At 42.5% G+C, this 21,822-nt stretch carries 23 protein-coding genes; 4 read left to right on the forward strand and 19 right to left on the reverse strand.

What is annotated here, in order from left to right; genetic code table 11:
- Window positions 1-10: 10 nt before the first annotated feature.
- From isdE to FBF75_RS08995, 5 genes are all read right to left on the reverse strand, one after another.
- Window positions 11-898, reverse strand: a complete 888-nt coding sequence (isdE, locus tag FBF75_RS08975; RefSeq protein WP_099496945.1) for a heme ABC transporter substrate-binding protein IsdE — start codon at window positions 896-898, stop codon at window positions 11-13.
- Between the two features lie 76 nt (window positions 899-974).
- A complete protein-coding gene (locus tag FBF75_RS08980; protein ID WP_099496946.1) occupies window positions 975-2,783 on the reverse strand; it encodes an NEAT domain-containing protein in 1,809 nt (602 codons plus the stop codon).
- A 19-nt stretch (window positions 2,784-2,802) separates the two neighbouring features.
- On the reverse strand, window positions 2,803-3,459 hold the full coding sequence (gene isdC / locus FBF75_RS08985) for a heme uptake protein IsdC (protein WP_099496947.1): 657 nt from the start codon (window positions 3,457-3,459) through the stop codon (window positions 2,803-2,805).
- A 20-nt stretch (window positions 3,460-3,479) separates the two neighbouring features.
- Window positions 3,480-3,938 carry an NEAT domain-containing protein gene (locus FBF75_RS08990; RefSeq protein ID WP_136944644.1) on the reverse strand — a complete coding sequence of 153 codons (459 nt, stop codon included), beginning with the start codon at window positions 3,936-3,938 and terminating at the stop codon, window positions 3,480-3,482.
- 372 nt (window positions 3,939-4,310) lie between these two features.
- Window positions 4,311-4,643 carry a winged helix-turn-helix transcriptional regulator gene (locus FBF75_RS08995; protein ID WP_007497926.1) on the reverse strand — a complete coding sequence of 111 codons (333 nt, stop codon included), beginning with the start codon at window positions 4,641-4,643 and terminating at the stop codon, window positions 4,311-4,313.
- 179 nt (window positions 4,644-4,822) lie between these two features.
- Between FBF75_RS08995 and FBF75_RS09000 the strand changes: the two genes are divergently transcribed.
- From FBF75_RS09000 to ribD, 3 genes are read left to right on the forward strand one after another with little or no spacing between them, the layout of a single operon-like run.
- Window positions 4,823-5,716 (forward strand): VOC family protein, encoded by an 894-nt coding sequence (locus FBF75_RS09000; RefSeq protein WP_041091551.1) that lies wholly within the window; start codon window positions 4,823-4,825, stop codon window positions 5,714-5,716.
- Window positions 5,694-6,455, forward strand: a complete 762-nt coding sequence (locus FBF75_RS09005) for a GTP cyclohydrolase II (RefSeq protein WP_008345606.1) — start codon at window positions 5,694-5,696, stop codon at window positions 6,453-6,455. Before FBF75_RS09000 ends, FBF75_RS09005 begins: the two co-directional genes overlap by 23 nt.
- On the forward strand, window positions 6,442-7,533 hold the full coding sequence (ribD, locus tag FBF75_RS09010) for a bifunctional diaminohydroxyphosphoribosylaminopyrimidine deaminase/5-amino-6-(5-phosphoribosylamino)uracil reductase RibD (RefSeq protein ID WP_019743883.1): 1,092 nt from the start codon (window positions 6,442-6,444) through the stop codon (window positions 7,531-7,533). The genes FBF75_RS09005 and ribD overlap by 14 nt, the downstream gene beginning before the upstream one ends.
- 69 nt (window positions 7,534-7,602) lie before the next feature.
- Here ribD and FBF75_RS09015 read toward each other — a convergent pair whose 3' ends face one another.
- The 8 genes from FBF75_RS09015 to FBF75_RS09050 form a co-directional block, all read right to left on the reverse strand.
- Entirely contained in the window at window positions 7,603-7,968 is a 366-nt protein-coding gene (locus FBF75_RS09015) for a VOC family protein (protein ID WP_017368328.1), read from the reverse strand.
- A 170-nt stretch (window positions 7,969-8,138) separates the two neighbouring features.
- A complete protein-coding gene (locus FBF75_RS09020) occupies window positions 8,139-8,993 on the reverse strand; it encodes a polysaccharide deacetylase family protein (RefSeq protein ID WP_136944645.1) in 855 nt (284 codons plus the stop codon).
- Window positions 8,994-9,057: 64 nt separating this feature from the next.
- Complete coding sequence (locus FBF75_RS09025; RefSeq protein ID WP_008345614.1) at window positions 9,058-9,387, reverse strand: PTS sugar transporter subunit IIA; 330 nt, start codon at window positions 9,385-9,387, stop codon at window positions 9,058-9,060.
- Window positions 9,388-9,406: 19 nt separating this feature from the next.
- A complete protein-coding gene (locus tag FBF75_RS09030; protein WP_008345616.1) occupies window positions 9,407-9,730 on the reverse strand; it encodes a PTS sugar transporter subunit IIB in 324 nt (107 codons plus the stop codon).
- Window positions 9,731-9,742: 12 nt separating this feature from the next.
- The gene (locus FBF75_RS09035; RefSeq protein ID WP_136944646.1) at window positions 9,743-11,176 is read right to left on the reverse strand and encodes a glycoside hydrolase family 1 protein; all 1,434 of its coding nucleotides are present in this window, start codon (window positions 11,174-11,176) and stop codon (window positions 9,743-9,745) included.
- Entirely contained in the window at window positions 11,173-12,237 is a 1,065-nt protein-coding gene (gene uxuA / locus FBF75_RS09040) for a mannonate dehydratase (protein ID WP_136944647.1), read from the reverse strand. Before uxuA ends, FBF75_RS09035 begins: the two co-directional genes overlap by 4 nt.
- Before the next feature lie 15 nt (window positions 12,238-12,252).
- Window positions 12,253-13,563, reverse strand: a complete 1,311-nt coding sequence (locus tag FBF75_RS09045; RefSeq protein WP_024719533.1) for a PTS sugar transporter subunit IIC — start codon at window positions 13,561-13,563, stop codon at window positions 12,253-12,255.
- An 89-nt stretch (window positions 13,564-13,652) separates the two neighbouring features.
- Window positions 13,653-15,611, reverse strand: a complete 1,959-nt coding sequence (locus FBF75_RS09050) for a BglG family transcription antiterminator (RefSeq protein WP_136944648.1) — start codon at window positions 15,609-15,611, stop codon at window positions 13,653-13,655.
- A gap of 137 nt (window positions 15,612-15,748) precedes the next feature.
- Here FBF75_RS09050 and FBF75_RS09055 point away from each other — a divergent pair, with 137 nt between their 5' ends.
- Window positions 15,749-15,946 (forward strand): hypothetical protein, encoded by a 198-nt coding sequence (locus FBF75_RS09055; RefSeq protein WP_025208222.1) that lies wholly within the window; start codon window positions 15,749-15,751, stop codon window positions 15,944-15,946.
- Between the two features lie 47 nt (window positions 15,947-15,993).
- On the opposite strand, the gene FBF75_RS09060 is transcribed toward FBF75_RS09055, so the two are convergent.
- From FBF75_RS09060 to FBF75_RS09085, 6 genes are all read right to left on the reverse strand, one after another.
- Window positions 15,994-16,419 carry a YwqH-like family protein gene (locus FBF75_RS09060; protein WP_007497950.1) on the reverse strand — a complete coding sequence of 142 codons (426 nt, stop codon included), beginning with the start codon at window positions 16,417-16,419 and terminating at the stop codon, window positions 15,994-15,996.
- Between the two features lie 284 nt (window positions 16,420-16,703).
- Window positions 16,704-16,970 (reverse strand): YwqI/YxiC family protein, encoded by a 267-nt coding sequence (locus FBF75_RS09065; RefSeq protein WP_008345634.1) that lies wholly within the window; start codon window positions 16,968-16,970, stop codon window positions 16,704-16,706.
- 37 nt (window positions 16,971-17,007) lie between these two features.
- Complete coding sequence (locus FBF75_RS09070) at window positions 17,008-17,433, reverse strand: YwqH-like family protein (RefSeq protein WP_017358667.1); 426 nt, start codon at window positions 17,431-17,433, stop codon at window positions 17,008-17,010.
- A 295-nt stretch (window positions 17,434-17,728) separates the two neighbouring features.
- A complete protein-coding gene (gene nhaC, locus FBF75_RS09075) occupies window positions 17,729-19,135 on the reverse strand; it encodes a Na+/H+ antiporter NhaC (RefSeq protein WP_017358666.1) in 1,407 nt (468 codons plus the stop codon).
- A 143-nt stretch (window positions 19,136-19,278) separates the two neighbouring features.
- Window positions 19,279-20,700, reverse strand: coding sequence for an aspartate ammonia-lyase (gene aspA, locus FBF75_RS09080; RefSeq protein ID WP_017368335.1), 1,422 nt, complete (start codon window positions 20,698-20,700; stop codon window positions 19,279-19,281).
- 28 nt (window positions 20,701-20,728) lie between these two features.
- A complete protein-coding gene (locus FBF75_RS09085; protein ID WP_017358664.1) occupies window positions 20,729-21,718 on the reverse strand; it encodes an asparaginase in 990 nt (329 codons plus the stop codon).
- Window positions 21,719-21,822 lie beyond the last annotated feature (104 nt).

The raw sequence follows: 21,822 nt of genomic DNA on the forward strand, positions 1-21,822 counted from the left end.
GATTCGCCGCTTATGACGGGTACAACATACGAGTTAATTCATCTAATGCCTCTGCTGCCTTTAAGTTGCCTGTTGTCCCGAATAAGCTTTCTTCGAGGTCGTACACCCGGTCTTGTTTGACCGCATTAAAATGTTTCCAAATATCATTTGTTTTAAATTCTTGATCAAACATGTTGACGACTTCATCCGGCATCCCATGTGCGGCTCGGAGAATGATATCTGGATTGGCTTTTTGTAAATACTCCGTATTGGATGCCAAATACTCCATTTTCTCACCTTTTACGATGTTCTTTCCTCCTGCAATACGCACAAGATCACCGATATACGAATTCTCTGTTGCCACTAAATAACTGCCTGGTACACCAAGCAAAATGAGAACGGATGGCTTCGTCTTTCCCTTCGTTCTCTCTTGTATGTCTTTCTTTTTTTGTTCAAAATCATCCACAATGCGTTTCGCTTGTGTCTTTCTATCATATTTTTCTCCAAGCTTTGTGATGGCGTTCTCCATCTTGTCCAGGCTCTCAAGGTTGAGGTATGTCGCAGGGACAGAAGCTTGTTGAAAAGGCGTTTCTAAATCATATTGAAGGGTCGTGACAGACAGGACATCTGTCGGTTGAAGTGATTGGATGATTTCCATGTCCGGGCTCATTGGGTTACCGACTGCTGGGAGTCCTTTGTATCGAGCCGGCAAGGATTTTTGACTTGTTGGCACCCCGACAAGATCCACCTCTAGCGCATCCATGATCTCAGCAGCAGCTACAGTCGTTGCCACAATGCGGGCACTTGATGCTGCGCTTTTTTTGCCTTTCGCTGAGCTTTCAGCTGATTGTGAGCAGCCTGCTAAGAAGACGCACACACATAGAGCCGTGATCAGGGTACATAACATTCGATGCTTCAAAAAACGGAAGCCTCCTTTCGAAAAAAGGAAGTGGATGCGCCGAGATGAATGGCGCACCTCACTTAAAATAGATTCTTTATCTTGTACGAGTTTGATACTTTCTGACGAGCACGAATAGTGACCCGCCGAATAAAAGAATGTACACCCAAAGAAGTGAAGTATCTCCTGTTTTCGGGTTCAACTGACCTGTCTCAGACTTGGTTTGGTCATCTGATGGCGTAAAGGTCATCTGCTCTGCGCCCGTTTCCTCTGGTGCGAGATTCGCAGGCTGGTTTGGTTGAGAATCGTGATCATTCGGATTTTTCACAAAGCCGATGCTCTCATCGTCTCCGATCACCGTCGCAATTCCGCTTCCTTCACCACTTGCGATGCCTTTCGTATCATAGACAAGTTTGACATCGTACTGCTCATGATAATTGGCAGCTGGAATGTCAATTTTCACGCGTGCTGCCTGATCACTACTCAAACTTTTTGCTTCATATTGAATCACTCGTGTATCTGCTTTTTGATCAGCCTTTGCAACTAGCGTCTCTTCAAATTTACCGCCGGTTCCTACTTGGAACGACGTGATGGCTGAGCTATTCTTGACAGTGTATGAAACGAAATGGCGGCCATTTTTCACCACCAATGTCGCAGGGCTCACGACGTAATCGTTCATGCGAGAAAGCTCATCTTTGTCTGCTTTCTTCATTGAAAAAGGAAGCTTGTATACTCCGTCTTTTAGCTGAACTGTCTCTTGATTCGTTCCGCCGTTCGTTGTGTCTGGTGCTGGTTTATTTGGTTTTGGTGTTTCTGGTGTAGCCGGTGTTTCTTCCTCTATTTGACCGTCCTTCAGTGGAACGATGCTTTTTGAATCAAATTGAAAACGAATATCGTACGTTTGATCATAGTGAGCGGCTGCTACTACAATGTGTACTTTTCCGTTAACTGCTTTTTTCAGATCAGACACTTCAAATGAAACCACTCTTGTGTTCTTTGCTTGATCTGTGCTCACGTTTTTCACTTCTTGATAAGAACCGTTTTTCTCTATTTTCAAAGAATCAACTGACGTATGATCCTTCACCGTAAAGGAAACGGTTTGCGTTCCATTTTTAACGGTTAACGATGCTGGATGTGAGAAGTATTGGCTCATCCGAGATACCTCATCCTCATCGCCCTTCAGCACACTGTAGTTGATACGATACACACCATCTTTTAATTGGTTCTGTGTCGAATCAACTGGTGTTGTGCCGTTTTGATCATCTGGCTTTGTTTCGCTGTCGCCTGGCGTCGTGCCGTTTTGATCATCTGGCTTTGTTTCGCTGTCGCCTGGCGTCGTGCCGCTTTGATCATCCGGCTTTGTTTCGCTGTCGCCTGGCGTCGTACCGTTTTGATCATCAGGTGTTGTTTCACTATCGTCTGGCTTCGCAGGCGTGACAAGTGTGAGACTGCTCTCGTCGAAAGCGAGCTGTACGTCATACGCCTCATCATAAATAAAGCCGCCTAAGTCCCAGTAAATTTTGACCCAGCCATTTAATTTGGCTGATACATCGGCTACATCAAATTTGATCACACGCGTATTCGCTGTCTCATCTTCACTGACCGTTTCAGTGGTGACGAGAGAACCATTTTGTTCGACCTTGAAATCTGTGATTTCTTTGCTTTGCTTCAGCGTAAGATAGGCAGTCGTCTTGCCATTTTCGATGATGAGCTTAGCTGGCTTTTCTGTATACGTATCCATCATGGATGCTTCAGTGCTGCCATTTTTTAAAATGGTGAATCCGGCCGTATATTCACCATCAACCAATGATGCCGCCTGAGCCGTTCCTTGAGGCAGCTGAAACGCAGTCAACAAACTGAATAAAACGAGCAGAATAGCTGTCTGTAGATGAAAAAGACGTTTCAAAAGATGACACTTCCTTCCGTTAATGCTTGATGATCCACTTTCTCGCTAAAAACCCGCCTGAACATAAGACAAGCACAAGGAGCCATCCCATCTGGCTTGTATCACCAGTTTGAGGATTTTCTTCTTGTTTTGTTTTGGTGGATGAATCAGTTGTTTTAGTTGTTTCTTTTGATGTTTCTTGATGTTTTGCTGCACCTGCTGTTTCTTTTGAATTGTCAGAAGAAAGTGACTTGATGCTGCTTTCGTCGAATTTCAGCTGGATGGTATAGTCGTGATCATAATCAGCCGATTTGACTGTGACATGGATTTTTGACTTGATTGGTTTAGACAAACTCTGTGCTTGGAATTGAACAAGCCTTGTATTGGCTTTCTTATTCGTTGATAGAATCGTCGTATCGACATAGCCGCCATTTCCCGGCACTTTAAATTCCGTTACCCAGCTGCTGTTTTTAATGGTCATTTGCACAGTCAGCTTGCCATTTTTCACGATCACTTTTGCCGGCTTCAGCCAGTAATCATTTGCCATCGAAACGGCAGTCCCTTCGGCCTTCATCACAGTGTAATTGACGGAGTATGTACCATCATTTAATGAGGCAGCCTGTGCATTTGAAAAAGGCAGTATAAGTGCCAGCAATAATGCAGCCACAAAGGCTGGCATCCTGATCCATTTTTTCATCAGATGAATTTCCTCCCTTTTTATTGAACAGTTGCTGCATCAAACTTGACGCGAATATCGTAATTGCCTGTATATCCAATGACCAGTACAGTCACACTCACTTTAGCTGGTACAACATCTGTCAGGCTGTTGACATTGAACTCTACCGTTCTCTTGTTGGCAGCTGCGTTTGTACTGATCACCTTCGCATCTTTGTAGACACCTTGATCCAATGTTTTAAAGCTTGTAATCCAAGAGCTGTTCGTTAACGTGACTTGCGCTTTGATTTTTCCGTCCTTCACAACAAGCTTAGCTGGTTTTTCAAAATACGTATTTGCTGTTGAAGTTGAATCACTGTCTGCTTTCCATACCACATATTGTGCTGAATATTGACCATCTGCTAAGCCTGCTGCTGAGGCAGAGCTAACCGGGGCTAGAGCAAACAATAGAACAAAGCTAAAGAATAATAAGACGTGTGATGCTGAACGAAGTGATTTCATATATATCCTCCTAATTGATATTGATAATTATTCTCAATAGATAATAAAAAAAATAACCTTTATCAGCGTATGAATCACACTCATAAATGATTATGATAATCATTATCAATTGAGTTTAAAAAATAAATCTTTGCTTTCGACAAGTCAAAGATGTCTGCTGCTACATGATGTAGTGATACACGGTTTAGGTAATCTGTCCCATTCATGATACCATGGCATAACCTCCCCCATTCCATTACAGGGAAAAGAACCCTCTTCTCCTTGATATTATATGATGAATGAAATTATTGTCAACATCATTTTTCATACTATTGACTTAGATTTCTGGAAAATCACAAAAAAAAATCGATCAGGGACACTGATCGAAGTCGATTAAGAAGGGACATGTTCACCCTTTTCACTATTTTTTCGCTCTAAAGACCAAGCATACATTTCCCGTATGACTGGTTCAATTTTCTTTCCTTGTTCTGTTAGTTCATATTCAATCCGCACTGGAATGTCGGGATATACTTTTTTCTCAACAAGTCCTTCAGCTTCTAAATCTTTCAGCCTTTCTGATAATAACCGTCCGCTGATGTTCATTTCATTTTCTAGCTGACAAAAACGTTTTGGCCCTGTCAAAAGCTGATTGATGATGAGAATCACCCACTTCTTCCCTAAAATCTCCATGGCATCTGTAATTGGACAGCCATCTACTTGAGCCATACTTTACTCCCTCCTGCTTTTCTCTACTTTTTTTCATTATAACATAATTAATTACTTGAAATAAGTCACTAACTATTATATAGTTTAGTTACTAAAAGTAACAAGGTAATCATTTTTATCAATTTTCAATAAACCATTGAACATACAGATGCATATAACATGAAGGAGATGACCGAGCTTTGAATACAATAGAGCAAGTAAGATTAGGTGTAACAGAATTACATGTGTCCAGCTTTGAGCGTTCTTTGCCTTTTTATACAGACATTTTAGGTTTTACTTTATTAGAACAGACGGATTCTACTGTCACGCTTGGCAGCAACGCAAAGGAACCAATCCTTGTGCTGAAAGAAGATGTGCAGCTGAAAGAGAAGCCGGATCATGAGCCAGGACTTTATCATTTTGCGGTTTTATTACCTACCAGAAAAAACCTGGGCACATGGCTGGCGCATGTGATCAAAAAAGGCTATCCTTTAATTGGAGCAAGCGATCACTTTTTCAGTGAAGCCATTTATTTAAGTGATCCAGATGGCATCGGCGTTGAGATTTATGCTGATCGTCCTCAGGACATATGGGTAGGTGAGCATGGAGAGCTGAAAGGTGGCGGAAATGCCCCGCTTGATGGAGATGGTCTCCTGCAAGAAGCCGCTGATTCCACCTGGGAAGGACTCCCGGCTGGTACAGTCATGGGACACTTGCATTTCCATCTCAACCCAGAAGAAGCCGATTCCTTTTATGTGAACACGCTCGGTTTTCATATCCGAATGGCTCCCCCAGCCAGCTTATTCGTTGCTGGTGGCATCTATCATCACCACCTTGCCTTTAATGCATGGGGACGAGGGAGAAAAGGAGCCATTGATCCACGTTTTTCAGGAATTAGAAGCTATACACTGGTTTTCCCAAAAGAAGACGATAGAACATCCGTCGTCGAACGTCTGACAAAAGCAGGTGTTCACATGAACACGACAGGAAAAAGCAACGAATTTATTGATCCATTTGGCGTTCTCGTTCGTTTACAGATTGAAGAAACAGACAAAAAAGAAGGTGTAGAATATGGACAAACACACAGAGGTTAAAACAGCCATTTTAAAAGATAAAATCAAACGAGTACAGCAAGAAGACGGATTTATATATATCACTGGACCTATTAAACTGCCAGTGAATTTAGACGGTAGAACGGTCATGTTTAACTGGTATTCATGGTTAAAAGACGATGGGAAAGAACCATTATCAGATGAAGCTTTAATCGAAAGCCTTTCCTCCCGTGAACTTGCAGATCACCAGCAATCAAGCGTCCTTGTTTACGGAGATTTCGAACATGCTGATGAAGCGCTGATCCGCATGCATTCCATCTGCCACACCGGCGATATTTTCGGAAGCAAACGCTGTGATTGTGGGTTCCAATTGAAACAGTCTATGCGAATGATTGAGGACAATGGAGCAGGCGCACTGTTTTATTTAGCCAACCATGAAGGACGCGGGATCGGTCTTTTCAGTAAAGCCATGGCCTACATCTTGCAAGAAAACGGCTACGATACAGTAGAAGCGAACGAAGCACTAGGCTTTGAAGATGATACACGTCAATATGAAGAAGCGATTGCTGTTCTTCAAACATTGCGTACAAAGCCAGTCAGACTGATCACAAATAATCCGAAAAAGACGGATGCTATCAGTCATGCAGGCCTTTCTCTTTCTGGACGGATTCCACTTTGGGGTGATGTCTCTGAGTTCAATGAAAAATACTTGCAGACAAAAATTAACCGCTCAGGCCATATGAAAGCGGATCAAGAGGTGCGTACGATTGCCACATCATGAGCGATATATGAAACTAGCCCTTGAAAATGCTGAAGCAATGAAAGGTCAGACATCTCCCAATCCGCTCGTCGGGGCTGTGATTGTGCGAGAAAATGAAATTGTTGGGGTCGGGGCGCATATGAAGGCCGGCGAACCACATGCAGAAATTCATGCACTTAAAATGGCTGGAGACAAGGCAAAAGGTGCCACGATCTATGTAACACTAGAGCCTTGTTCCCACCATGGCCGCACAGGCCCATGCGCTGAAGCACTTGTGAAAGCTGGCGTAGAAAAAGTTGTCGTTGCTGCACTGGATCCGAACCCGCTTGTTGCCGGGCGCGGGATTGCCATTTTACAAGATGCAGGCATTCAAGTCATCACAGGCGTCATGGAGCAGGAATCCATTCTCATGAATGAAGTGTTCAACCACTTTATTACGAAAAAAACGCCTTTCGTGACACTCAAAGCAGGCATTACGTTAGACGGAAAAATTGCATCTGCTACGTCTGACAGCAAGTGGATTACATCAGAAACGTCCCGTTATGATGCACATCACATTCGCAGTATCAACGATGCGATCTTGGTCGGTGCGCAAACCGTCATTCACGACGATCCTTCATTAACAGCACGCATTCCAAACGGTCATCATCCGATTCGAATTGTCTTAGACTCTAAACTGTCTATCCCGCTGACAGCAAAGGTGGTCACGGATCAAATGGCGCCAACTTGGATCTTTACAACAAAACAAGCCGATGAAGAAAAACGAGCCGCTTTAGAAGCAGCTGGCGTCAGCGTCATCATGACGGATAGCGATATCCGGGTGCCCTTACAAGAAGTACTTCAAGTGCTCGGAGAAAGAAATATCTCCTCCCTGATGATTGAAGGCGGCGGACAAATCAATGCCTCATTTTTAGAGCAGCAGCTGGTCGATAAACTCGTCATCTACATGGCGCCCAAGCTCATTGGCGGACGACTCTCTCCTTCTTTTTTCGGAGGCGAAGGCATACGCCTCATGAGTGATGCAATTGAACTGGATCAACTCTCTCTTGAACCGCTGGGAAAAGATATAAAGATAACGGGTTATCCTGTTTATCAATAACATACTTTCATAAAATAAGGATGTCGAGATTTTCTCGACATCCTTATTGTTTCTCACAAGATTTATTTTCTACAGTCTCTCTAAAAATTCAATTCGATTTCCAAATGGATCATCTACATAAAACCTGATGGCTCCATCTAACGGCTGATCTTCCTTTATAAGAATGTGATGTTTCATTAATGTCTCTTTTACATTTGATAATTTTTTTACTTGAAAAGCTGGATGAGCTTTTTTCGCTGCTTGAAATTGATCTTCAATGCCAATGTGAAGCTGTTGATTGCCACACTGAAACCAAACACCACCACGTTTTGCTAGGTGAACAGGCTTAGGTATTTCCTTCATTCCTAGAATCTCTCCAAAAAACAAACGTGCTTTCTCTTCACTCCCCTTTGGGGCAGCTAACTGGACATGATCAATTCCAAGAAAATTTGACATCTTTGCTCTCTCCCTTTTCACATCATTTAAAAAACATTATGTGTGACGATCACGTCTGAAGAATATATCTAGATGTGTACTCAAGCCCTATGATGTTGTCGATCCACAAATCATCTCCACGAAACGTGTCGTAAAATGTTTCATGTGAAACATCTGTGATCTAATATTGATCAATTTCCCTTTATCAGCCTGCCAAAGCTTTCGGGTGAAAGTCCCGGTGAAATGCGCAGGCGGTGTAAGGACATCATGCCTTGTTCCTTTTTCGCATGTCCTGGTTCAGTGGTTACAGCCATTTCATATCCTGCTTCCTTCGCCAGCTTCAGCGTGTCTTCGTTATAGCGACCGACCGGATAGCTGACCATGACCGTTTGTTGGGAAAACCGCTGGTCAAAGAATACCTTCGATCCTTTTAATTCTTCTTCCTGCTGCTTCTGTGATAAACGATTGAGCTCTAAATGATGAATGGTGTGACTCTCTATTGAAATACCATGCGCCACCATATCATCCATTTGGGCATCGGTTAAATGATGCGGGCGGCCGATGGACTGCTCGATCATAAAAATCGTGGCTTTCATTCCATATTCCTTTAAAATCGGAAATGCCTTTGTGTAGTTATCCGTATATCCATCGTCAAATGTGATAAGAACATACTTTTCACTTGGTGTCGAATTGGTCGCGAGAACTTGATATGCCTCTTTCGGCGACAGCGTGACATAGCCGTTGTCTTTCAGCCACTTCATATGAGCCGCAAATTCGCTTTTTGGCACACGTAAAGAATTACCCCTAGAAATGCTGTGATACATCAAGATTGGAAGTGCAACGGGTTCCTTTTGCTGAATCCAGTTTTGTTTGTCTATCTCTGCCGCTTCAATTTGCTGCGTTTCTGTTGTTTCTTTCGTTTGTCCTTGACCCTTTACCTCTTTGATGGCTTGCTGGTTTCCTTCTGTTTGCTGTTTCGTACCCATACAGCCCGAAATGAGCAGCATGACTAGACCAACTGCAAGCCACATACATGTTTTTTTCATTCACCAATCCTGCTTTCTCTTTATCTATCGAATGATTATAACAGAAATTGGTTAATAACTATATCTATTTTGACAGGGTATTCATTTTTTTACACATTTCGATCATTTCAATGGCAAGCAGATGGATGGTCTCTGTTGTGAGCATTTGGTCTTCTGCATGTATGAGCAGTAAAGAAAAGGGAAGCTGTTCCCCTGCCGCCTCTTTTTGTATCAGTGACAAGTGCAGGTCATGGATGCTTCGAAACGCTTCCTCCCCTTTTTCAATCAACTGCTGCGCTGCTTCAAAGTCATCCGCTCTTGCTAGACGAATGGCTTCTACATAATGGCTTCGTGCCTCACCTGCATGGGCAATGATTTGAAAGGCTGCTCCCTGCATTTCCTCTAATACCGTCATCTGCTTCTCCTCCGATTGCTCAAGATTCATTTGCTAGTTTCAGTGCATGTTCTAGAATTTTTTCTCCATTCGCTGTTCCATATAATCTTACATTTACCACATCGACAGGTATATGATAAGGTGCCGCTGTTTTTTCTGCTGCCTTTCTCATAAAGCTAACTTGCGGCCCTAGCAAAATGACCTTTACATCGTCCCCATGCTCTTCTAATTCGTCCGCAATGGCCCCTTCAGGTATCGCATAAATTTCATAATCCAGCCCTTTTCCTTCTGCGGCTGCCTTCATTTTAGATACCACAATCGACGTTGACATTCCTGCTGCACAAGCGAGAATGATTCGCTTCATATCCCATCACTCCTATTGATAAATAAAATCTGGTTCATCCCTTAATTTCCTCGTTTGGATTAATGTCTTGTACCAGTATCCTGACGCTTTCATCTGACGATTCCGTTCATTATCCAGCTGGATCTCTACTAATCCGTAGCGATTCTTGAATGCATTCATCGGTGAGACATTATCCGTAAAAGCCCACAGCATATATCCCTTGCAGTTTGAACCTTCTTTTTTCGCTTGAAGGGCTTTTTTCAAATGCTGACTGATAAATGAAATTCGGTACTGATCATCAATGATGCCGTCTTCGTTTTTAAACCGTTCTTCCTGCTCGACCCCCATACCGTTTTCAGCCACAAACCACTCGATATTCCCGTATTCCTCTTTTATTCTCATACCCATATCATAGACAATATTCGGATAGATTTCCCAACCTCTGAATGGATTCATTTTTCTCCCTGGGAGCTCAAATAGATCGTAATAATAAGATGGATGAAACGGTGTATTTTCGTTCCAAGCCTTGCTAGGTGCCTTAACGCGATGCGGATAGTATAAATTAAGACCGACCACATCGACTGTATGATCTTTAATGATCTGAAGCTCTTCTTCCGTTGCATCGAAAAGAATGTCATGCTTTTTCAATACATCAAGCAGTTCTTCTGGATACTCGCCTTTAATGGAGGGATCTAAGAACACTCGATTAAAAAACAAATCATACATGCGGGCAGCTTCTTGATCATGTGACGCAGTCGATCTCGCATACGTCACTTCTGGATTGAGAATGACCCCGATTTTTGCACCGGCTGATTCCTTCAAGCCCATTTCCTGAAACAGCTTCACCACTTTTGCTGTCGCCAAGGCTTTATGATAGTTCCACTGCATCCACTTCTTCGTATTTTGCTCGAAAGGATAACGAATAGCATCTAGATACACACGAGTCTGAACAACAATTGGTTCATTAAAGGTAAACCAATATTTGACCCGGTCTCCATAGCGTTCAAACACTTTTTCTGCATAAAGAACAAACAGCTCGACAACATGTTTAGATGACCAGCCGCCGTACTTTTCAAGTAAAACGGCAGGAAGCTCATAATGCTCTAAGCAAAACATCGGCTCTACACCTGCTTCAAGTAATTCATTGATGAAATCATCAATATAACGAGCATAGGTCTCATCTACAATTCCATTCTCGTAATCGATGAGAAACCTCGACCAATTGATCGATGTCCGGTAATGAGATAACCCAATTTCCTTCATAAGGGCTACATCTTCAGGATAGCGCTCGTAAAAATTCGTTGCTCCTGCTGGTCCGTATCCTTCGTGCCATACGTGATACCCCTCCTTATACCAAAGGTCTATATACGAATCCTGATGCGGTTTCTTCCCTTTCCAACCCTCCGTCTGCCAAGCAGAAGCCGCAGCACCTAGAATAAAGTCATTGGGTATGTCGATTTTGTTCATGTTGCCACCTGACCTTTCTTCGTGTGAATTTGAAGTCCTTCCCACATCCCTTGTAAATACATAGCTCCAAGTGCTCGGTCGTATAATCCATAGCCAGGTCTGCCCGTCTCACCAAAGATCATTCGTCCATGATCTGGCCGGACATAGCCAGCAAATCCTTCCTTAAACAATACGTTCACAATCGCTCCCATATCGAGGCTACCTGCTGACGACAGGTGTGCCGACTCTTCAAAATCACCGTTTTCATACAAATTGACATTGCGTAAATGAGCAAAGTGTATACGCCCTTTTTTAGCATACTTTCTCGCAAGTGCAGGAACATCATTTTTCGCATTACAGCCTAGGGAACCGGAACAAAAGGTCAGTCCATGCTGTGAGCGTTCATCGAGCTGAAGGATACGATCTATTTGTTCTTCACAGCTGACAATGCGGGGCAGACCAAATATGTTCCAAGGAGGGTCATCTGGATGCAGTGCCATGTTCATGTTCTCTTCCGCTGCAACTGGAAGGATATTTCCCAAGAAATAGTCTAGGTTCTCAAACAACCCTTCCTCCCCCAATGCCCTGTATGCAGCCATCAACTTTCTCATTTCTTCCTGCGTATAAGACGTATCCCACCCTGGTAAGGAAAGTTGATCTTTTTCTATATCCATCTGTTCAAGCTGATGCTGAAAATAAACAAGAGTCGTCGATTGATCAGCTAGTGGGAAATCGAGCTGTGTTCGTGTCCAATCAAGGACTGGCATGAAGTTATAACAAATGGCCTTCACACCATGCCTTGCTAATCGCCGGATATTTTCTTGATAATGCTCGATATAAACATCCCGGCTAGGCTTTCCCAGCTTAATATCTTCATGGACCGGGAGACTTTCTACGACTTCAAAAGCAAGATCGTGACGTTCGATTTCCGCTTTTAAATGAGCAATACTTTCCTCCGGCCACAGATCGCCAGCCGGCACATCATAGACGGCACTGACAATCCCTTTCAAGCCGGGAATTTGCCGAATATATGAAAGGGAGACAGGATCTTCTTTGCCATACCATCTAAATTGCATGTTCATTCATGAGCCCTCCTTCTATTCTGAATCAGGTGCTGCTTCTGGCTTCCGGTTGGATAAGAGGACAAAAGGTAAATAGATGAAAACAGCGACAACAATACAGATAAGCTGTGTGATGACAGCCCCCATACTGCCAGCGGTAGACAGCCAAGCATTCACAATCGGAGGTGTCGTCCACGGCACCATCACCACCGCTTTCCCCGCAAAACCTGTAGCGGTTGCGATATAACCAATCGTACCTGTCACGAGTGGTGTAACGATAAACGGAATTGCCATCACAGGGTTCAACATGACAGGTAATCCGAAAATAACTGGTTCATTGATGTTAAACAGTCCAGGTCCTGATGAAAGCTTGGCAATGCTCCGCATCTCTTCTCTTCTTCCTGCTATAAAAATGGCGATCAACAGACCAATCGTCACACCCGAACCACCAATGCTCATATACACATCCCAAAATGGCATCGTGATAATATTTGGAATCTCTTTGCCCTCTTGAAATGCTGTCATATTCACTGCAATTGATCCTAATAACAGCGGCTCGCGAATCGGTTTAATCATTTGGTTGCCATGAATACCGATCACCCAGAAAAATTGAGCCACAAACATTAACGTTAAAATACCAGGCAGTCCCTGCACAACACTTTCAAGCGGACGCTGCACGACGTTATACACCGCTTCATGCAAATAAATGCCTGTCACACGATGAAACGCAAACCCGAATGAACTAATGATTGTAATCGTAATAATTGATGGGAAAAGTGAAGAAAAAGACGTCGCCACATTTGATGGAACAGAATCTGGCATCTTAATTTGCAGCCACTTCACCTCGGTAAGCTTACAAAAGATTTCTACAGAGACGATGGCAATGATCATACCCAAAAATAAGCTTTTTGGATCGGAGAATTGCCTCGCCAGCACATCGACAACCTCACGCATTGATCCATCGACTTCAAGAAGAAGTGTCGTCGGAATAACGGATATAAATGAAATCAATGCCATTAATCCTGGGAACAATGATTTGTGTCCATTGATTTTCCCGAGCTCAATCCCGATGAGGAACACAGCCCCGATCGTTAAAAAGTTCAGCGTGGCATAATTGATTGCCTTCATAATTGGCTGAAGCTCTGCTAAAAACCTGAATATCTCAAAATGGGCAAGCCCCGTTTCCGGGCTCATGATCATATTTGCGACCAGTACAGCAAATGCCCCCGTAATGATAATTGGCATTAATGTGACAAATGCTTGCTTAATCGCCATAATATATTTCTGATTTGTAATACGATAAGCGACATGTCCCATGACGTCGGCCGCTCTCTCTTTAAAGCTCATGATCCGTCTCCCCCTTTACAAAAACTCGTGATCATCCTCCTTTTTGATGTTATTTTAAAAGCGCTTTCATTAACATCCAATCTTTTTCCTCACAGATGCGGAAATGGGTATCCTTTTTTTTCATCTGGCTGTTCCAACACGTGCAGCGCCGCCGTCAGTTCTTCAAATGAAGCAGCTTTGATGATTTGCTCCACCACTTCCTTCTGCTCTGTCAAACGCACAAGAAATTGATAAAGTGACTGCAATTCTTTCTGATACGTCTTCTGTATACTTAACAAACAGACGACCTGTACCCGCTCTTCGCCCCACAGCACTGGTTTTCTCAACGTACAGATCGCACAAAACGTATCATCTGTTGCCGGTTTGATTGGGTGAGGAATTGCGACCAAATGACCGAACGACGTAGGTGACACTTCCTCTCTTTCCAGCAATAGCTGTTCAAAATCATCGGGGATTCGGTTTTGTTCCTGCAATACATTCACGAAAAATTGAAGAACCTCTTCCCTTGTTTGTAGATCTTGCTGAAAAAAAGTCATCTTCGGACTGATATATCGCAAGACCCCCATTTCTTGTGACCCCTGTACAAATTGTTTCAGCCTCAACATATCGTCTTCACTGAGGATCGTATGTACATCAATCACTGGCACAGGTAGTGTGTTCTGAAGCGGGATGGTACTAATGATCAAATCGATACTTCTCAAGTCATACGACAAAAGGTCACTGACACTTGCAGTACCAGCAATCTCTAGCCTTTCGCTAAAGGCGGCCTTCAGCTTATGGAGAAGAAGCTGACTGCTCGCGACACCCGTTGCGCACACAATCAAGCATTTTTTTCTCACAGTCTGAGTTTTTGTCCGCTCTATGGCAGCACCAATATGCAGCGCCAAATATCCGATTTCATCTTCATGAATCTCTACATTCTCATTTTCCTTCAACCATCTTCCCATATAGACACCTGCTTCAAAAGCAATCGGATAATGCCTTTTTATGTCTGATAAATAGGGGTTACGGATGTTCATATCATATCGGAACCGATGAATCGCTGATCTCAGGTGAAGACTTAGTCCCACAATCAATTCCTTGTCTGTCTGAATATCAAGTGACATGTGCTCTTCGACATAACCAAGTAGTTGGTGAGTTAAACGGAAATGCTCTTCATCAAGCATGTGAAATAGCGTGTGGCCCGTTTCTCCATACGCCATCATTTTTGCACCCATTAAATGAATCGCAATATAGGCCATTTCAGATAATGGAAAATCTATACCGAGTACGTGACGCATATCTTCTGCCATTTGCCTCGCCACTTGAAAAGCGGGCTGTGTTTGAATGTCTTTGAGTTCTCCTTCCGGCATCATCACCAATTTTTTCTCTTCAATTCGTTTGCACGCAATGGCGATATGTGTCACTAAGTTGCTTAAACCGATCTCTGAGACATGAAGGCCGCTTGCCTTTGTACGTGAACGCACCATATCTTGAATCAATTGATACGTTTCTTCAGGTAAAAGGGCAGGGTTCGGATGCTCCTGCTGAAACACATGCTCAGCTAGACAATACCTTAATTTCATTTCATCTCCAGTCAGCCTCAGTCCATATTTAGGTCGGTGTGCAACAGAAAGTCCATGTAAAGAAAATAGATGCTTGACTGCTTTCAGGTCATTTTTCACAGTAGATTCACTCACAAATAATTCCTCGGCCAATTCATCTAATTTCTTATAGTCTTCGGACAACAAAAGCCTTCTCAATAAATAAGAGATACGATCCTCAGGCTGATTTGGAATAACTTGATTCTTTTTTTCATTTCTTTCTCTCATTGAGTTTTTCAAAAAAGTACGAAATGCTCCATAATCTTCGACAGTCAATGTATACCCTGCTCCACGTTTCATATGAAGTGTTGCCCCATGTGCTTCTAATATTGATTTAAGCGCTTTCATATCTGTTCGAACTGTTCGTGATGTGACGCCTATCAGGCGTGCAATTTCTTCACCTGTCAGCTCCTGCTCTGCCTGCATTAACCGCCTCAACAGCTCCTCCTGACGTAGAGATAACATAGACTCCCCTCCCTTGGTCAATTACTTTTGCCTATCATCATAAACGAAAATAGAACTCTTTGCCCAGTTTTTCTTTCCGACCGGGAACTTTGTTATGGCTCAAACGTATGAATATGAAACAAGAGGAGGGATACATCATGTTTGTTATCATCATCATCATAGCTTCTTTAGGCGCCATTACCGCCCACATGTTTACACCAAAAGATAAGCGTTCATCTTCTAGGCATTCTGCACATCACAGTTCAACAACCAGTAACTATACTGATTCGTATACACATCACGCTTCTGATGCCTCCTGCGGTGGTGATTCAGGTGGTAGCAGCGGATGTGACTAAACCAAAAAAAACAGCCGCTTGTTCAGCCGGCTGTTTCGTTTATTTTATTAAAGAGCTTTCCAGCCCCGTTCAATTAAATGTTTGACATCCTTTGCAAAATCCTCGCCTTTTTCCATCACATCTTGGGCTCTTCCTGCAAAATTACTAGCGACAGCGAGTTCCATTTTTTTTAACTCAAAGTGCATAATTTTTTGGTCTATCTCCGTAATATAGGTTTCATACTCATTGTTCACAATGTCGTGCAGCACGTGATAGGCTTCTTTCCGATGACGGTGAAAGTCCGTTCCTCTCTCACCTTTCCATGACGAATCTAGAGCAGGCTTCTTGATTTCCTTTATGTCAGACTGCGCAAGATCTTGTTCTGTTCGAATATTACTTTTGGCTGTCTTTAACCGAGAGATCATTTCGTCAAATTCTGCACGTTTGTTTTCAATCCCCATATGCAGATGGTGCAGCATCTCGGATAAACTCATGTCATCCACCTCTATTAGACCTCATAAGAAAGCACGGCGTCAGCGTTTTTGAAACCGGGCAGATCATCTGCTTTTTCCAGTCCTGACATTTCTATCGTTCGCTTTCATTAAGTATAGTATAAGGTGAAAAGCCTTAGGCTTAAATAGGGAAAAGGTGTCCTTTTAACATGGTGTTTGGAAGAAAAACGGAATAATCTAAGGTCATAAATCCCGAATTATATATGAGTCTTTACGACTATATTTTACATCGTACTCAGCTACGCTATCAATAAAACGATTGGGGCTTATGATTTTGCCGCAATCGCTTCATCCTGTTCTTTTAGCGTCTTCACATTTGAGCGTGTATCCTGAACGTTTTTGATTAAGGCTTCTTTAAAGCTTGAGACCATTTCGCCCACCTCTGCTTCACGTGCCGTCCATTTGGTTACAAATTCAAGGCTGTTTTCACCAGCTTTATCTGCTGCTTTTTTCATTGTTAAAGCTTCAACTGCTTGGGAGACTTCATCTAGTTTATCCATCACTGTTTGGTAGTTTAACTTAATTTGTCCCATTATGATATCCTCCAGATTGGTTCAGCATGAAGCTCGCTTACAAGCTGCTCCATGCTTTTGAGATCAAGCGTTTTGCGTCTTCTACTGCGTCTTCTCCTTTTTCAGCCAAACGTGCGGCATCTCCAGCTAAAGAGCTGGCAAAGGATAAGGCAGCCTGCTCTGCTTCTAGTGTACTGATTTTGAATTCGATTCGGCTCACGTAGCGTGGATATTTATCGCTTACGATCGTTTGCAGCGCATCATGCGCTTCATTTCGTTCTGATTTGAAATCTTGGCTCCGCTCCCCTTTCCAAGAGGCCCCAAGCTTTGGCTGCTTGATTTGTTTTAGGTCTGTTTCTGCGGCATCTTGTTCACGTTCAATCTTACTTTTTGCCTTTTTGAGTCGAGCAATTTTCTCTTCGATCTCTGCCTTTTTATTTGAAATGCCACCGTTAAGGGCAGACAGCATATCCGATAAGCTCATATGGGTTCCTCCTCCTGTCAAAAATAAAAACGCTGCTTAGAGTCCCTCTAAACGAGCGTAATGGTGAATCGCACTTTTTCCAATATTGTTATTATAAGGTTCAAAGACTCATGTTTGAATAGGGATTTGTGCCCTTTTTATGGTATAAATATGCTTTCAATCTGCTTCACACCACACCTTAAGCCCTCTTTTATAGGGGGTCAAAATACACAACCACCCTTCTGGAAACATACATAGTCTTACGGTCCTAGGACAAACAAAAGCCGCCCGGGGGAGGGGCGGCTTTTGCAGTGGCTTATGATGCCGATTCTTCTGAGTCTTGTTGATTTTTCACGTACCAAATGAATTTCCCTGTATATCCGTAGATGATGGCAAGACCAATGGCAACAAAGCTCAGCCACATAAATGGTAAATAAGAGAATGTCGAGACGCCTAGAATCCCTGCCATGTAAATTCCGTTATCTGACCATGGAACCATACCAGACGTAAGTGTTCCACCAACCTCAGAGTTTCTAGATAACACACGTCTGTCTAATTTTAATTTGTCATAGCTTTTTTCCATGATTTTTGGTGTAAGAATTAATGAGACATACATTGCACAACCAAAGATATTCGCAAAGAATGCTACTACAAGTGTAGACAGTGTCACATTTCCTGCATTGTGCAATTTTTTCTCGAATGTTGCGACGATCACTTTTAACACGCCTAAGTATTCAAGAACTCCACCAAAACCAAGTCCAAGAATAATGACCACTAGAGATCCTAACATATTCACAATACCGCCACGGTTCAACAGTGTATTTAAGAAATCTACATCTGAATTAATAGAGAAGCCGTTATAAGCTGTACCAAGCGCATCAGCTGGGTTCATTCCTTGGAATGCCATCGCCCAGACTGCCCCAAGCAGTGCACCAATTGCGATAACAGGCATTGACGGTTTTTTCAATACAAGTAATAGGACAACAATGACTGCCGGAATGATCATCCAAATATTAATCGTGAATGTATCCTGCAATGCTTGTTTCAAAAACTCTACTTTATCTTGATCAATATTTCTTCCACCATACATAAATCCAGTAATTGTAAACATAATAGCCGTAATCACAAAGGCCGGTATGGATAAAACCATCATGGCTCTTACATGCGCCAGCACGTCCACTTTTGAAAGAGAGGAAGCGAGCACAGTACTATCAGATAGAGGAGATAATTTATCACCAAAATAAGCGCCAGATAAAACAGCCCCAGCTACGATCGGTAATGGGATACCCAATCCTTCACCAATCGCAATCATCGCAATACCTGCCGTTCCAACTGTACCCCAAGACGTACCAGTAGCAACAGACATAATAGAACAGATAATCAGTGTAGCTAATAAGAAGATATTAGGATGAATAAATTCCAGTCCGTAATAAATTAACGTGGGTACAACACCGCCAGCAATCCATGTACCAACAAGTGCACCTACTGCAATTAAGATTAAAACAGCCTCTAATCCATTTGATATCCCTTTTGTGATCGCATTTTGAAGGTCTTTGTACGAATGCCCTAAACGAATTCCTAAAGCAATAACCATAAACCATGAGATGAACAATGCTAGCTGAATATCTAGTTTGAAGTAAAGAGTGAATGATAAAACAATTGCTAAAAATAAGCCAAGTACAGACACGACTTCTAAAATAGACGGTAGACGTGGTGTTTTCATTTTGTTTCCTCCCTTTGTGCGTGCGTTAAGCGTTTTCAAAATATTGTGAAAAAAGTGTGTCAATTCGAAAGAAAGTGAATTGCCTGTTTTTCTCTATTTCACAGGCAATTCCACATATTAATAAAATAAAATTTTTGATATTATTATCGCTCTAGGAGCTCTGCACCCGCAATGCCAGGCTTTGTCATCTCGTAAGGATTCAAAATAATATCAAGTTCTTCTTCTGTTAACACATCATTTTGCAGGCAAAGATCTCTGATCGATTGTCCTGTTAAAATGGCTTCCCTTGCGATTCTAGCCGCGGCTTCATAGCCTAAGTGAGGGTTTACCGCAGTAATGACACCTGCACTTTTTTCGACATATTCTTTCAAACGTTTTTCATTTGCTTCGATGTCCGCTAAACAATGATCTGTGAATGAGCGGAATCCGTTATTCATTATACTAATAGATTGAAGCAAGTTAAAGACCAGAACAGGCTCCATCACATTTAACTCAAGCTGGCCTGCTTCAGAAGCAAGACAGATGGTGTGGTCGTTCCCAATGACCTGGAATGCGATTTGGTTAATGAGCTCTGCCATGACTGGATTGACTTTTCCAGGCATAATGGATGATCCCGGCTGACGGGCTGGCAATGCAATCTCAGCAAGTCCTGCACGTGGGCCAGATGCCATTAAGCGAAGGTCATTCGCAATTTTAGACATGTTCATCATGCATACTTTTAAGGCAGCAGATACTTCTGTGTATGCATCTGTATTTTGCGTCGCATCTACGAGGTGCTCTGCGCCTACTAATGGCAGTCCAGAAATATCAGCAAGCTTCTTCACGACGATTTCGATGTAGCGAGGATCTGCATTGAGGCCTGTCCCAACAGCGGTCGCACCCATGTTCACTTCATATAAATGCTGTTTTGATTGGTTGATTCGTTTAATATCACGGCTGAGCACACGGCTGTATGCTTCAAACTCTTGTCCTAAACGGATCGGAACAGCGTCTTGTAAATGAGTACGCCCCATTTTGATGACATGATCGAATTCTTTTGCTTTCTTTTGAAATACGTCATGCATGGCCTGCATCGTCTCAAGTAAAATGTCTAACTGCTTGAGCACTGCAATATGGATCGCCGTTGGGAACGAATCATTTGTCGATTGTGACATGTTCACATGTGTGTTTGGACTTAAATGAATGTATTCGCCCTTTTGATGTCCCATGATCTCGAGGGCTCTGTTTCCAATGACCTCATTGGCATTCATATTCATAGACGTTCCTGCGCCGCCTTGAATCGGGTCTACGATGAAATATTCATGGAATTTGCCTTCAATCACTTCATCTGAAGCTTGAACGATCGCATTTCCAATTCCTTCATATAAACGTCCGACTTCCATATTGGCTTGAGCTGCTGCTTTTTTGACAATGGCAAATGCTCGAATGAGTTCTTCATGCATGCGATATCCTGTAATCGGGAAATTCTCTTTTGCACGAAGCGTTTGAACACCATAATACACGTCTGCGGGAATTTCTTTTTCACCTAGAAAATCCTTCTCGTAACGATAAGTTGCTTGAACCATCTCGTATGACCTGCTTTCTATAGAATAGTTAAATCACTAAATCTTCTGCGATTGGCGTTTCCATAATCTTTTTCACTTCTCGTGGATCTGTTGTTTTACCTAATGCCCACATGAGCTTTGGCACGATGGCTTCTGTGTTCATGTTTCTTGAACGAGCAACCAGTTCTTGATTGATTTTACGTCCTACTTCATACACACTCATGTCTTCTCCTTCTTCGAGACACTGAGTGGTGATCACAACAGAAATGCCTTCTTCCAGCAATTCGTTGATTTTTTCTAAAAGGTTTCTTCCTTCGAAAGGAATTCCGCCGCTGCCGTAGCTTTCAATGACGACCCCTTTGTACAAACCTTTGATTGAATCTAAAAACTCAGGCTTCAGTCCTGGATGCAGTTTTAATAAACAAACGTCTGTGTTCAAGGATGCATCTAATTTAAGCGGTTTCATTGATGATCTTTTTACTTTGCTATTGTATTCAATTTGATGATTTTCAATCGATGCAATATATGGGTAGTTAATACTTTCAAATGCATCGTAGCTTTTCGTTCTTAGTTTGATTGCGCGAGTTCCTTGAATGACTCTGCCATCAAACACGACGTATACGCCGCCAACACCGTCACATGCAAAACGAATCGCATCTGTAATGTTTTTCTTCGCATCTGTTTTCTTAAACGTAATCGGGATTTGCGACCCTGTAATGACAATTGGCTTATCAGGATTTTGCAGCATATACGATAGTGCTGCTGATGTATAGGCCATTGTGTCCGTACCATGCGTGACGACAAATCCGTCATATTGATCATAATTTTCATAAATGGCTGTTGCGATATCAACCCAGTATTCAGGCTGCATATTGGTACTATCTATACTCATTAGGGACTTTGTGTCCATTGTGTAGTCTGCATTAATTTCGTTTAAATAGCTTAAAAGGTCCTCAGCTTTAACACCTGGAGCTAAACCATTTTCACTCTCTACAGATGCAATCGTCCCACCAGTGGTTAAAAGCAATAATTTCTTCAACAGGTCCACCTCTTTCAGTAAAATTACTTCGTTTGTCACACATATTATAAGCCAGCTTGTGCTATTCTATAATATACGCTTTACGCGTACCTTCATTGCCATTA

This window comes from Bacillus sp. S2(2019) (genome assembly GCF_005144805.1).
In the GTDB taxonomy this organism is placed as follows: domain Bacteria; phylum Bacillota; class Bacilli; order Bacillales; family Bacillaceae; genus Bacillus; species Bacillus altitudinis.